The 13,636-nt window shown below is 62.4% G+C and carries 12 protein-coding genes; 6 read left to right on the plus strand and 6 right to left on the minus strand.

All coding sequences use genetic code 11. From position 1 onward, the window contains the following. Positions 1–49 precede the first annotated feature (49 nt). Positions 50–985, plus strand: a complete 936-nt coding sequence (locus ADN01_RS02535; protein WP_160318365.1) for a hypothetical protein — start codon at positions 50–52, stop codon at positions 983–985. A gap of 51 nt (positions 986–1,036) precedes the next feature. Here ADN01_RS02535 and ADN01_RS02540 read toward each other — a convergent pair whose 3' ends face one another. Then, complete coding sequence (locus ADN01_RS02540; protein WP_062417838.1) at positions 1,037–1,933, minus strand: NAD(P)-dependent oxidoreductase; 897 nt, start codon at positions 1,931–1,933, stop codon at positions 1,037–1,039. 144 nt (positions 1,934–2,077) lie between these two features. On the opposite strand from ADN01_RS02540, the gene ADN01_RS02545 reads away from it, so the two are divergent. The 4 genes from ADN01_RS02545 (at position 2,078) to ADN01_RS02560 (ending at position 6,629) form a co-directional block, all read left to right on the plus strand. Continuing rightward, positions 2,078–2,422, plus strand: coding sequence for a hypothetical protein (locus ADN01_RS02545; RefSeq protein ID WP_062417837.1), 345 nt, complete (start codon positions 2,078–2,080; stop codon positions 2,420–2,422). Positions 2,423–2,425: 3 nt separating this feature from the next. Further along, entirely contained in the window at positions 2,426–3,922 is a 1,497-nt protein-coding gene (locus ADN01_RS02550; RefSeq protein ID WP_075070907.1) for a M1 family metallopeptidase, read from the plus strand. A gap of 93 nt (positions 3,923–4,015) precedes the next feature. Next, on the plus strand, positions 4,016–4,807 hold the full coding sequence (locus tag ADN01_RS02555) for a C1 family peptidase (RefSeq protein WP_062417835.1): 792 nt from the start codon (positions 4,016–4,018) through the stop codon (positions 4,805–4,807). Between the two features lie 112 nt (positions 4,808–4,919). Beyond that, the gene (locus ADN01_RS02560) at positions 4,920–6,629 is read left to right on the plus strand and encodes a DUF6909 family protein (protein WP_062417834.1); all 1,710 of its coding nucleotides are present in this window, start codon (positions 4,920–4,922) and stop codon (positions 6,627–6,629) included. Positions 6,630–6,714: 85 nt separating this feature from the next. On the opposite strand, the gene ADN01_RS02565 is transcribed toward ADN01_RS02560, so the two are convergent. From ADN01_RS02565 to ADN01_RS19125, 5 genes are all read right to left on the minus strand, one after another. Then, complete coding sequence (locus ADN01_RS02565) at positions 6,715–6,921, minus strand: hypothetical protein (protein ID WP_062417833.1); 207 nt, start codon at positions 6,919–6,921, stop codon at positions 6,715–6,717. Beyond that, positions 6,918–9,620, minus strand: a complete 2,703-nt coding sequence (locus ADN01_RS02570; RefSeq protein WP_201778616.1) for a valine--tRNA ligase — start codon at positions 9,618–9,620, stop codon at positions 6,918–6,920. Before ADN01_RS02570 ends, ADN01_RS02565 begins: the two co-directional genes overlap by 4 nt. 355 nt (positions 9,621–9,975) lie before the next feature. After that, positions 9,976–10,104: a hypothetical protein gene (locus ADN01_RS20180; RefSeq protein ID WP_269081998.1), complete on the minus strand. Its 129-nt coding sequence runs from the start codon at positions 10,102–10,104 to the stop codon at positions 9,976–9,978. A gap of 358 nt (positions 10,105–10,462) precedes the next feature. Continuing rightward, positions 10,463–10,846, minus strand: coding sequence for an ASCH domain-containing protein (locus ADN01_RS02575; protein ID WP_062417831.1), 384 nt, complete (start codon positions 10,844–10,846; stop codon positions 10,463–10,465). 393 nt (positions 10,847–11,239) lie between these two features. Beyond that, positions 11,240–12,634 (minus strand): WD40 repeat domain-containing protein, encoded by a 1,395-nt coding sequence (locus ADN01_RS19125; RefSeq protein ID WP_152973999.1) that lies wholly within the window; start codon positions 12,632–12,634, stop codon positions 11,240–11,242. Positions 12,635–12,781: 147 nt separating this feature from the next. Here ADN01_RS19125 and ADN01_RS02590 point away from each other — a divergent pair, with 147 nt between their 5' ends. Then, a complete protein-coding gene (locus tag ADN01_RS02590) occupies positions 12,782–13,402 on the plus strand; it encodes an NUDIX hydrolase (RefSeq protein ID WP_062417830.1) in 621 nt (206 codons plus the stop codon). Positions 13,403–13,636: the final 234 nt, after the last annotated feature.

Consider the following 13,636-nt stretch of genomic DNA (forward strand, 5'->3'; position numbering starts at 1 on the left):
CCGCCGCATCACAACCGCCGTTTTCCGCTCACAATCCCATTGGAGGCTTATGATGAACGCCTCAGCCGCCCCCTTGCCGCCGCTGCAATTGGCCGCTTATGTGGCCCCTGGTCTGCTGGAGCGCCAGGGTATCTTCCTGGCTGCCAGCCTGCGCGCCTTTGGCCAGCACCTGGCGGGGCTGCCCCTGCGCTTCTACTGCCCCTGCCCCCCGGCCGATTTTGCCCCCCAGGCCCTGCGCATCTTTCAGGACTGCGGGGTGACGCTCTGCCCGCTGTCCATCCCCACCGCCCTGCTGGAATTTCCCTACGCCGCCAAAGTCTTTGCCGCCGCCCAGGCTGAGGCGGACGTGCTGCAGGCTGCCGATCCGCCCACTCTCGTCTGGCTGGACCCCGACACCTTCTTCCAAAAAGCCCCCCTGGCTTTTGCGCTGCCGCCCTCAGCGGCCCTGGCTTACCGCCCCGTCATGCACAACGTCATCGGCCCGCTGTACGGCCAGCCCCTGGACGCATTTTGGGAGACGATCTTTTCCGCCTGCGGCGTCCCCCACCAGCGGCTTTTCCCCATGCAGACCGTCATTGACCAGGTGCAGCTTTACCCCTATTTCAACGACGGGCTGTTGGTGCTGCGTCCGCAGTTGGGCCTGCTGCACGCCTGGCTTCAGGAATTCACCCGCCTCTACCAACACCCCGATCTACTGCCGCTGTACGCGCACAAACGCCTGTACGCCATTTTCGTCCATCAGGCCGTCTTGGCCGGTGTTCTCCTCGCGCGGTTAGCGCCGGAACAAATGCTGCTGCTCCCGCCGGACCATAACTACCCACTGAACCTGTACGCGCGCGACCAAACCCCCAACCGCCCCGCACGCCTGGAACCCCTCACCACCTTCCGCTTCGAGGACGTGTTCGAAAATCCCGCCTGGGAAGAGGGCTTCCCCGCGGGGGCCGAGCTGCGCGCCTGGATCCGCCAATGGATCTTTTGGCATTAAAAAGGGAGCACGAGCGGCTTGCCCGTGCTCCCCAATCCTATGCTTTCGTGCTTACTCAGCCTTGGCGTCCAGCTGAATCCCTGCCAACTGCTCAATCATAGCGATCACCGCCGAATTATCCTGACCGCCCAGCCCCGTCTGCACCATGGCGTTAAACAGCTGCGCGTCCAACGCCAAGGAAGGCAGCGGCACGCCGTATTCCCGCGCGGTTTCCATGACGATATTCAGATCTTTGGCCTGCATGTGCGCCTTAAACCCGGGGGCGCGGTTGCCGCTGAACAGGCGCGGCGGCTTCACATCCAGCGTCCAGCACTGCGCCGCCCCGCCGCGGATGGCTTCCACCACCTTGCGCGGGTCCGCCCCGGCCTTCTGCGCAAACACCAGCAGTTCGCCCATCGCCACCATCTGCGCAGCCACCATGATCTGGTTGCAGGCCTTGGCAATCTGCCCCGCCCCGCAGCCCCCCACATGAGTGATGGTTTTTCCCATCGCCTTAAACACCGGCCGCACCGTCTCCAGCGCCTCCGCCGGCCCGCCCACCATGATAGCCAGCGTGCCCTGCCGCGCGCCGATATCCCCGCCGCTCACCGGTGCGTCCAGGCTGGCCACCCCCACTTTAGCCAATTCATCGGCGATCCTGCGCGCCGTGGCGGGCTTAATCGTGGAATTGTCCACAAAGATCAGCCCGGCGTGCGCCCCTTCCACCACACCCCCCGCGCCCAAAGCCACTTTCTCCACGTCCGGCGAATCGGGTAAGTTGGTGAACACCACATCCACCTGGGCAGCCACTTCCGCCGCCGAAAAGGCCTGCGAGGCGCCTTCCTGCACCAGTTCATCCACAGCCGCGCGGCTGCGGTTGTGCACCACCAGCGGAAAACCAGCCTTCAAAATGTTCCGAGCGATGGACTTGCCCATCAATCCCAACCCGATATAACCCACACGCAGCATGTCTGCCTCCTGATGATTTGGCTAGAGTTTGAACCCACCATCCCCCAACCCTATCCATTATACTCGACCGCTTCCATTGCGTTTCAAGAATGTTATACTACAAGCAAGCTGTTATTCACCCCTGCCGTACGATGAGGAACTCCTATGGCATCTCTGCTGCTCACCAATTTGCTGCTGTCCGCCCCTTTCCTGGCCCTGTGGAGCATCGGCGGAATCATGGCTGTTCTGTGGCGCAAGCGCCTGACCAAAGCCGTCTTCCTGTTAGCCCTCATCGGCTGCGCCCTGCACCTCCTCCACACCCTCACCTTTGGCCTCTTCGGCAGTGCGTTGCCCATGATGATGATGCAGGGCCGTTCACCCACATCCCAAATCACTATGGTTTCCGCCGGGGTAGGGATGATCGGCCAATTGCTGAATCTCATCGCCAGCGCCCTGCTCGTGGCGGCCATCTTTGCCGGGCGCAACGCAGCAGTCTTCGCTCAGGATTGATGTATGAACATGCGCAAATCACCCACCCTTTTGGCGTTGACCGCAGCTCTGATTTTCAGCCTGGCCTGCACCTGCAGCCTGCCCGGCTTCCTGCCCGGCCGCCCCACCCCTACCCCGCGGCCCACCCTGCCGTCTGAGCCTCCCACCCCGCGCCCCACTGTGTCAGACGCGGGCAGCACGCCCACCCCAGGCCCCGCCCTGGACCCCGCCACAGCCCCCCTGCGCACCATCGGCGACCCTTACGCCCCCCACCTCGGCAATTCCGGCTATGATGTCCAATCCTACCGCCTGGAATTCACCCTGGATCCCCCCGCCCGCTTGCTGCGCGCCGCCGTTACCATCGAAGCGCTCAGCACCTTCAGCTCCCTGGATGAAGTCTGGCTGGATTTTATCGGCTTTGACCTGCAATCTGTGCAGATGGACGGCCAGGAGCTTCCCTACACCCGCGCCGAAGATAAGCTTGGCGTCACTCTTCCCCGCCCCATCCCCTCCGGCCAACCCTTCACGCTCACCTTCCGCTACACGGGCACGCCCGAACAGCGCCGCTCGCCCTACATCCCCTTTGCCCCCGCCCTGGGGATGCTCTTCAGCCCCTCCAACGATGTCTTTGTGGCCTCCGAGCCAGACGGCGCGCGTTTTCTGTTCCCCTGCAACGATCACCCCCGCGACAAGGCTGCCTACGTTTTTGATCTCACTGTCCCGCCCAACACCCTGGCCGCCGCCAACGGCAAACGCACCCTGGCCGCCGAACCGGTGTACGGCGGGCTGCGCTTCGTGTGGGAGCATCCCCAGCCCCTGGCCACCTCCATGGTCACCATCGTGGTCGGTAATTACACTCTGATTGAATCCACCTCCCCCGCGGGCGTGCCCATCCGCTCCTATATCTTCCCCGAACTGGAAGACACCTTCCGGCGCGAATCCGCCACCAGCGGCGAAATGTTGGATTGGATGAGCGAAAAATTCGGCGATTACCCCTTTGACGAATTCGGCTATGCCACCATCCGCGGCCTGAACGCCTCGCTGGAGACTCAAACCCTGATCCTCATGGAAGAGCAGATGCTGTCCGAAGAGGTGATGAGCCATGAGATGGCCCACATGTGGTTTGGCGATTGGGTCAGCCCGGCCTCCTGGGGAGAAATCTGGCGCAATGAGGGCTTTGCCACCTACTTCAGCCAGGTGTGGATGGTCAAAGACGACCCCGAGGATCTGCAGGCCGTGATGGACGCCTATCAAGAGGCAGTCCAGTCCAACCCGGCCTCTTATCCGCTCAATAATCCGCCCCCTGGTGAGATGTTTGGCATGAACAGCTATTTGAAAGGCGCCCTTCTGGTGCATGATCTGCGCAAAACCCTAGGCGACGAGGATTTTTACGCCGGGCTGCGCCTGTATTTTGAGCGCTACGGCGGCGGCTCGGCCAGCGACGCCCAATTCCAGGAGGTGATGGAAGAGGTCTCTGGGCAGGATCTGGACGCCTTCTTTGCCCGCTGGTTCAGCCCGTGAGCCTACCCCACGCTCCTGCAAGGTGCAGCCGCGCGCAATCGTGATAGAATTTAAGCAGACGTTCGCCCATCTGCAAGTTTTAAGAGGTGAATCATGCCCCGTGCTCGTAAATATACCAACCGCGTACTGAACTGCGTCCCCTCGCGGGACACCGAGATGGATTGGGATATTCAAAATGCGATTGACGCTGATCTGATCACTGCACCCCCTCAGATGCCGACTGAAGTGGATCTGCGCGAAGCCTGGTGGACGGTGGGCGACCAGGGCAGTACCGGCTCTTGCGTGGGCTGGGCCTGCGCCGATTCCGTGCTGCGCTGGCACTTCGTGAAGACCGGGCGGCTGGCCGAAAATGAAGCCCTTTCCGTGCGCTACCTGTGGATGGCCGCCAAAGAAACCGACCAGTTTGTCTCTCGCCCCACTACCTTCATCGAGCTGGAGGGCACCAGCCTCAAATCCGCTCTGGATATCGCCCGCCGCTTTGGGGTGGTCACCGATAAGGTGCTGCCCTTCGGCACCGGCAAACTCTACCCCAAAGAGGCCGCCACCTTTTACGCTCTGGCCGCCCAACTGCGCATCTCCAGTTATTTCAACCTCGACCGCAGCCCAGAGCGCTGGCGCGATTGGCTGGCCATGCAAGGCCCCATCCTCACCCGCCTGTCGGTGGATGAGACCTGGGACAATGCCACCCCCAACCACGGCGTGCTGGAAACCTACCTGCCCGACACCGCCCGCGGCGGGCATGCCGTGGCCATTGTCGGCTACACGCAGGACGGTTTCATCGTGCGCAATTCCTGGGGCGCTGCCTGGGGCGACGGCGGTTTTGCCTATGCCTCCAACGCCTATGCCCAGGAAGCCTTCACCGAGGCCTATGGGGTTATGGTGTAACCCCATCTTCTTGCAGTCGTCTCACAGGCGCGGCTCTGCTTCCGCGCCTGTGTTCGTTCTGCCGCTGTTTTTCCGGTACAATTAACCCATCTTCGCCTGTTCAGGAGCCAGTATGGAACGCACCGTCCCGACCACCGCATCGGAAGAAATCGAACTCTATATCCGCACCATCTACTCCCTCCTCCGTTCCACCGCCGAGGTGCAAATTCGCACCCTCGAAGAAACCCACGCTGGCACCAACTCTTCCCTGCACCCCGAAGCCCGCAGCCTGAAGCTCGACACCTCCGCCTTCATCTACTCCGCCCTGCGCCTGCCCGACTGCCTGCCCCAGGTGCATTCCATCATTCTGGGGCAGTCTGCCAGCGTGTTTGCCCAGCACGGTTATGAAAACATCGAAGCCTGGCAAGAAGTCAGCGCCCGCGCCCGCCGCCGCCGCTGCTTTTTTAACCGCAAAGACACCCTGGCCTGCTTCATCGCCTCCGGCTCCGATATCGAAGATATCCTCCCCGCGGTGACAGCTTATCAGATCGAATGGAACAAGCTCCACCTGCTCTTACAGCGTGTTCCGGCCGCCCTGCTGGAAAGCGCCTGCCAAAATGCGGATTCCCAGGCGCGCCAATCGGTCTGCGAACTGCTGGGGGTCTCCAGCGATGATTTTGAGCGTCTGCGCATGGTCTTCGCCCCCGATTTCACCGCCGCCCTGCGTGAAATTGCCTCGCGCCGCTGCCATTTTGGCCTGCGCCTGCTGGACGGCTCCCTCATCGAATATTGGCGCGCCACCCGCGCCTGGATGGAAAACATCCTGCGCGCCTGCCCCCACCTCACCGAGCGCCCCGTCTATTTCGTCTCCTCCAACACCCACGCCATCCCCAACCTCATCACCGGTTTCGCCTTCCGCGTGCAAGAGGAATTGATCGCCTATTTAGAAAAAGAGGGCGACCCCGCCCTGCTGGAGGAGTGGGAACGCATCCGCTCCGGGCAATTTGCGGACGGACGCGGCAATTTCCTCTATTACCTGCTGAAGAAATATCAGGCCACCCCCCAGGGGCGCAAGCTGATTGAGGCCCAATTGGCCGCCGAACGCGACTGCGGCATCACTCGCATCCGCTCCACCCACTCATTCGACGTGGACGCCCAGGTGATTGACCTGGCACGCGTCAAACCCCAGTGGCTGGATCCGCGCCTGGCCACGGATGACTCGCTCTACCTGCTGGCCTCCAACGCGCTGATCCTCAACATTGATTACCCCCTGGGTCTGGCCGCTTATAACATCCTCTCCAAGGTGGCCGAAGCCGCCGGGGATGTGCTGGGGGTGTACATCATGGGCAAAGCTGCCTCCCTCAACGGCGTGCGCGGCGATGTGATGATCCCCAATGTGGTGCAGGACGAACACTCACGCAACAGCTACCTGTTCCAAAACGCCTTCTCCGCCGCGGATGTGACCCCCTTCCTCCAATACGGAACCGTGCTCGACAACCAGAAAGCCGTCACGGTGCGCGGCACCTTCCTGCAGAACGCGCGCATCATGGATATCTTCTACCGCGAAGGCTACACCGACCTGGAGATGGAAGCCGGGCCTTACCTTTCAGCCGTGTATGAAATGTACCGTCCCAAACGCCACCCGGTGAACGAAATTGTCAACCTGTACGGTGTCCCCTTTGATATGGGCATCCTGCACTACGCATCCGATACGCCCATGAGCAAAGGCAAAAATCTGGGGGCCGGAACCCTTTCGTACCTCGGCATGGATTCCACCTACGCCACCAGCATCGCCATTCTGCGCCGCGTCTTCCAACAGGAACGCCGCCGCGTCAGCGCCTGAACCTTCCCCCCACCCCGCAGCATATCAAAGCCCCAGCCGGTGTTTCGCCGACTGGGGCTTTTTTGTTATCTATCCGCCTGGGCTACTACAGCCAGGCCAGCAGTGAGGCGATCACAACCACCACGCTCAGCCCCACCAGCACCCACACCCAAACCGGAATCTTGCTGCTCCGCCGGGTGACGTCGGGGCGTTCGGGGCGCGCCACCAGTTCGCGGGTGCAGTACCAGCAAAAGGTGGCCTCTTCGGGAATGTCACGGCCGCAATAGCGGCACTTCTTCATCTTCTCGCTCATCCCAGATCCTTGATTTGTGCCTCGAGCTTGGCCGCCGTCTCGCGGAAGGTGGCCAGCTTTTCGCGTTCCTTGTCCACCACCGCAGCCGGGGCTTTTTCGGCAAAGTTGCTGCCCAACAGCTTCTCCAGGCGTTCAATCTGCCCGCGCACCTCGCTCAGTTCCTTCTGCAGACGGGCAGCCTCGGCCTCGCTGTCCACCAGGCCCGCCAGCGGCAGGTACACTTCCACCCCTGCCACCACCAGAGCCACGGCCCCCTGGGGTTTTTCGGCCAGCGCCGCGCTCAGTTCCGTTTGGGTGCTGTCCAACTGTCCCAGGGCGATGATCGTCTTCAGTTCTGATTGTAACACGCCCAGGCGCTCGCCTCCGGCGATCAGGGCGGCGATGCGTTTGCCGGGGCTGACCTTCTTCTCGGCGCGCGCGTTGCGGATGGCCCGCACCAGCTCCTGCACCAGGCCAAAATCCGCCGTCTTCTGGGCTTCCCAGCCCTCCGGCTCGCGCGGCTCTGGCCAGCGCGCCAGAATCAGCGCATCTTCCCAGCCCGTCTTGGGCGCAAAGGCCTCCGAACGCTCCTGGCAAGCCTGTTTCAGGTGGCCCCACAGCGCTTCGGTGATGAAGGGCGTAAAGGGGTGCAGCAGGCGCAGGCAGGTATCCAGCACGCGCACCAGGGTGCTTGCCGTGTAATGCGCGCGGTCGCCGCCCTCAGCCAGCTGCAGCTTGGCGATTTCTACATACCAATCGGCGAATTCGCCCCAGAAGAAGTCGTAAATTTGCCGTCCGGCTTCGCCGTACTGGTAACTCTGGAACAGCCGCTCCACATCCCGCACCAGGCTTTGCAGCCGCGCCCAAATCCACGAATCCGCCAGGGTCCATTCCGGGGCGGCCTGCGCCGCGGCCGGGGCCTGATCCAGCGCGCCCAACACAAAGCGCCCTGCGTTCCACAGCTTGTTGGCGAAGTTGCGGTTGGCCTCCACCTTCTTCAAGCTCAGGTTCATGTCGTTGCCGGGGGTCGAGCCCACCAGCAGGGTAAAGCGCAGCGCGTCCGTGCCCATCTCATCCATGACGTTCAGCGGGTCAATCACGTTGCCCTTGGTCTTGCTCATCTTGTGCCCGTGTTCGTCGCGGATCAGGCCGTGCAGGTACACCGTTTCAAACGGCGGCTTGCCGGTGAATTCCATCCCGTCCATGATCATGCGCGCCACCCAGAAGAAGAGGATGTCGTAGCCGGTTTCCAGCACCGAAGTCGGGTAGAAGTAGTTGTATTCCGGGGTCTCATCCGGCCAGCCCAGGGTGCTGAACGGCCACAGTCCCGAAGAGAACCACGTGTCCAACACATCCGGGTCCTGTTCCAAACGGCTGCCGCCGCACTTGGGGCAGACGCTGGGGTCTTCGCGCGCCACAATCGTCTCGCCGCAGTCCTGGCAGTACCACACCGGGATGCGGTGTCCCCACCACAGCTGACGGCTGATACACCAATCCTGGATGTTCTCCAGCCAGTTGTAATACACCTTGGTGAAGCGCTCCGGCACGATCTGAATGCGTCCATCGCGCACCACCTCCAGGGCCTGATCAGCCAGGGGTTGAATGCGCACGAACCACTGGGTAGACACCATCGGTTCCACAATCTCGCCGCCGCGCTGCGACCGCGGCACGTTCATCATGTACGGCTCTTGCTTAATCACCAGCCCGGCCGCGTCCATATCCGCCCAGATCTTCTTGCGGCAGTCGTAACGGTCCATGCCCGCGTAGGGGCCGCCGTTGGCGTTGATGCAGGCCGCCGTGTCCAGGATGCTGATCACCTCCAGGCCGTGCTTCTGGCCAATGGTGTAGTCATTGGGGTCGTGCCCGGGGGTGATTTTCAGCGCGCCGGTTCCAAAGGCGCGGTCCACGTACTCATCCGCGATCACCGGAATTTCGCGTCCCAGCATGGGCACCAACACTTTCTTGCCGATGAAGGCCTGGTAGCGCTCATCTTCCGGGTGCACGGCCACGGCCGTATCGCCCAAAATCGTCTCTGGGCGGGTGGTGGCCACCGGCAGGTAGTTCCCAGAGCCGTCCGCCAGCATGTACTTGAAGAAGTACAGGAAACCGGCTTCCTGTGAATATTCCACTTCCAAATCCGAAACCGCCGTGCGCAGCCCCGGCGACCAGTTGATCAGGCGCGGGCCGCGGTAGATCAGGCCCTTTTCATACAGGCGCACAAAAGCCTCGCGCACCGCCCGCGACAGGCCCTCATCCAGGGTGAAGCGCTGGCGCGTCCAATCACAGGAGGCCCCCAGGCGGCGGATCTGCTGGGTGATGATGCCGCCGTATTTGTGCTTCCAGACCCAGGTGCGCTCCACAAAGGCCTCGCGCCCCAGTTCCTCGCGCTTCAGGCCCTCTTTGGCCAGCGCCTTTTCCACCTGAAGCTGCGTGGCGATGCCGGCGTGATCGCTGCCCGGAACCCACAGAGTGGGGATGCCCTTCATACGGTGGTAGCGGATCATCAGATCTTCCATGCTGACGAACATGGCGTGCCCCAAATGCAGCTCACCGGTCACGTTTGGCGGCGGGATGGCGATCACAAACGGTTTGCGGCTGGGGTCGTGCCCCGGCTCGCGGGGGTCATTGCTCGGCTTAAAAAAGCCGCTCTGCTCCCACCATTCGTACAGGCGCTGCTCGGTGCTGGCAAAATCATAGGTCTTGGGCAGTTCGTGACTCATCTCACACCTCATTCATCGAAAATAGAAAATTCCAAAGCGGTTAAAAACAAAACAACCTCCCATCCCTGAGGACGAAAGGCTGCCTTCCGCGGTACCACCTCATTTCGCCAGCACGCACACTGGCGCTCTCTGCCCAGGACCATCATCCCGGCCTCGCGCTAACGGGCTCACCCGTGCCGTTCTACTCACCGCGGGGCGGTTTTCTTCGGCAGTCCTCGCCAGACGACTTCAGCGCGGCGTTCCCTGTGGAGGCTCACAGCCCAAGACCTCCTTCTCTGACAGGTCGCCCGCGGCCTACTCCTTCTGGCCTATGGGGTATTGAATTGCAGTCATTATATCACGGAATCCGCGGATTTCAAGCACGCCCCGGCGTGCCCTGGGCTTCGTCCTGATCCAGCTCATTGGGGATGGGGTCGGCCAGCCACACCGCCTTGATCTTCGCCTGGAGGTAGGTTTTCAGGAACTCGGTGATCGAGCCTTCCACGTGTCCCCTCTCCCCTCCGGCAGATGCCATGTGAGGGGTGAATTCCTCTCCCCCACAGCTAGACGCCGGGTGAGGGCGGGTTTCCTCTCCCCTCCGGGGAGAGGCTAGGTGAGGGGCAGCGCTCCTCTCCCCTCCGGGGAGAGGCCAGGTGAGGGGGCTCCCCTCCGGGCAGACGCCGAGTGAGGGCGGGTTTCCTCTCCCCTCCGGGGAGAGGCTAGGTGAGGGGCAGCGCTCCTTTCCCCCCTGGGGAGAGGCTAGGTGAGGGGCAGTGCTCCTTTCCCCTCCGGGGAGAGGCTAGGTGAGGGGCAGCCGGGTGAGGGGGCCATTCTCGTCTAGCGCGACATCAAGAAATCTGGTATTACTGATCTGCCTCCTCCACCTCAAACAAGTTCAGCCGTCCTGGCATAGGCCGAAATGGCAAAGCTACAGGATTCCGCAGAACAAACCCATAACATCCAGGCTCGTGCCAACCCTCAGGGTCATCTGGCTCCATCGTACAATCCACCAGATCCACCATACCAACGATACCTCCCAGCGGCAAGTCTTCTGGAATATCAATACCCGCCTCACTCGCCATAATTGAGCGATACTCCTTCATATCCTGAGCGTTAAAATCGAGTTTCCCACTCGCGTGTATCAATAATTTACCGCGGTAACTTGTTTTCCAGGTGCGATTTTCAATATCTTTATAGCCATTCACAATCAACCACGCCCACGGCTGACGTATGCTAATCGCTTTCATTTTTTTGCTCCTATGTATGAAATGCTTCAAATTTTCTAGTACAAACAACAGAAAAATTGGGGGTTGATTTTCTGACATTCCTCCCTAACGATAATTATACAGCGTTCTGTTTTTTTCCGCCCGCACAAGCAATGATCAAGAATCCTATACAGGCTTGGCAAGATTCACGCACCCCCTCTCCCAACCTCTCCCCTACGGGGAGAGGAGTTCAGTCCCGCCTACACAGCGCGCCCCCACTGAAGAGACCTCAAAAGAACGATGTACAGGGCGATTCAGACCACTTCTCTCCCCTCCGGCAGATGCCATGTGAGGGGTGAATTCCTCTCCCCTCTGGGGAGAGGTTAGGTGAGGGGGCTCCCCCACGGGGAGCGGGTGAGTGGGAATTCCTCTCCCCTATGGGGAGAGGCCAGGAGAGGGGCCCCGCACCCCCCACACCGTGATGCTCCCATCCTCACCGCCCACCAACAGCACGCGTCCCCCCAACCCAAACGCCGCGCTGGTCACCGCCCCCTGCCCCCCCGCCAGCGCCGTGCGCTCCCCTGTGTCCACGGCAAACAGCGCCAGCCCCCCCTCCGGCGTCACCACCGCCAGCAGCGACCCATCCGCGCTGAAGACCAGCCCGCCCGGCGCGTTCGGGAGAAAAGGCAGCAAAGGATCAGCCCCCGGCTGCGAGAACACATCCTCGCGCGTATACGGCTCCGCCGTCCACAGCAAGGAGTGGTCGCTGAGGTCGTACAGCTCCAGCCGATTGCCCCAGCGCAGCACCGCCAGGCGCTGCCCGGCCGGGTCGGGCACGGCCGTGATCACATTCCCGCGCCAATCCGCCAACAGCCAATCATCTATCAGGCTGCCGTCCTGCGCCCGCCGCAGCTCCACGTGAATTTTCGGCAAGGTCGGCACGCTGTTCTCCTGCACGGGCGGCGCCGTCCCCGCTGCCGCCTGCTCCTGCCACACCAGCCCGGCCGTCTCCCCGTCCGCCAGCAAAAACACCTGCGCACCGCGGGGCGCTTCCCAACCGGCCATCTGCTGCGTGCCGCGGAACAGCCCCACCCAGCCCTTGCGCTCGGATGTCTCCGCCGCCGCAAAGAACACGCCCCCCTGCGGCGCGTAGCCCACCTGGGTCACCGTGCCGGGTATATCCAACGCCTGCGGCTGCCAATCCGGCCCGCCGCGCCAGATGAAAGCTCGCCCCGCCGAAGCGCTCACCCACTCCTCGCCGCGCGCATCCACCCCCAGGTGCTGCGCCCCCCAGCCCGCCCCCATCTGCGGGATCTCCGGCGCCGGGTAACAGGTGGTCACAGGCGGCGGCTGCGGCAGCGGCTTGGGCGCGCTGAACTGCACAGTGATGCAGCGCGGCGTAGATGTCGGCACAGGCGGCAGGGCCAGCACCACGCGCACCTGCCCGTCGCGCACCGCCCCCACGCGGATATCCCCATCCGCCTCCAGCGCCAGGTAATCCTCCCCGCCGGGCGCCGTCCCCAACCCCCGCACCTCCTCGCCGCCCTGCCACACCGCCAAAACCGCCAGGCGTGCGGCGTTTTCCGCCGAGATGACTTCCTGGGGCAGCTCCAACCAGTCTCCCATCGCCAATGGGGTGGGCGTGGGGGTCTGGCTGGGGGTCAGGCTGGGCTCTGGGGTGGGGGTGGGAGTAGGAGTCTGGCTGGGAGTCAGGCTGGGTTGGGGGGTAGGCGTGGGCGTGGGGGTGGGATCGGGCCGCAGCGCCGGCAGTCCGCAGGCCGCGGACACCAGCCACAAAAAGATCACCGCCCAGCGCCAACCCGTTTTCATCGGCCCTCCCCGCCTCCGGTGGGTTTGAATTCCCATTTCATCCTAGCACATTTCCACGCCGGAACAAAGCACCTTTTGCCGTCAGGAGGCAGAGGCCCGCGCGCTTTGTGTTATCATATCCATCAACCTGCGAACAAGGAGGTGTGCATGTCTCAACCCCAATGGCTCACCTGGGCGCAATCCCTGCAATCCATCGCCCAAGCCGGCCTCACCTATGCCCAAAATCCTTTCGACCTGGAGCGCTACGCCGCCCTGCGCGACCTGGCCGCCGAGATCGTTGCCCATCAGGCCGAAGTTGACCCAACTCAGATGCACGAGATCTTCCTGCACGAGGCCGGGTACCCCACCCCCAAGGTGGATGTACGCGGGGTTGTGATTCAAGACGGCCAGATCCTGCTGGTGAAAGAGCTTTCCGACGGCGGCTGGACTCTGCCCGGCGGCTGGGTGGATGTGAACGAGCCGCCCTCGCGCGCCGTGGAACGCGAGGTGTGGGAAGAATCCGGCTACCAGGTGCGCGCCGCCCGCCTGCTGGCTCTCTACGACCGCAACCTCCACGGTCACCCGGCGCACATCTTCCACATCTACAAGCTCTTTTTCCTGTGCGAGCTCACCGGCGGCGCCCCGGCCGACAGCATCGAAACCGCGGGAGCCAGCTTCTTCTCCCCCCAGGCCTTACCGCCCCTCTCGCTGGGCCGCACCACCCCCGAAGAGATTGAGCGCATGTTCGTGCTCCATCAAAACCCCGCCTGGCCTACCGATTTTGATTAAGACGAGAAAGTGACTGCCACCCCCCTATGAAAACGTTCTCCCCCCACCAGCCCGCCCTCCTCGCCTTGCTGCTGCTGGCGCTGCTCCTCTCCGCCTGTCAACCCGCGAGACTTTCCACGTATTTCAATCTGGCATTATAGCAAGGAATTATAAGAATTTCAATAACAAATGGAGGGATTTACCCTTTACTTTCCTCCTGTCCCGCCGAAAGCAGCCCGCGCTGAATGGCCGTGC

This window comes from Levilinea saccharolytica (assembly GCF_001306035.1).
Classification (GTDB): domain Bacteria; phylum Chloroflexota; class Anaerolineae; order Anaerolineales; family Anaerolineaceae; genus Levilinea; species Levilinea saccharolytica.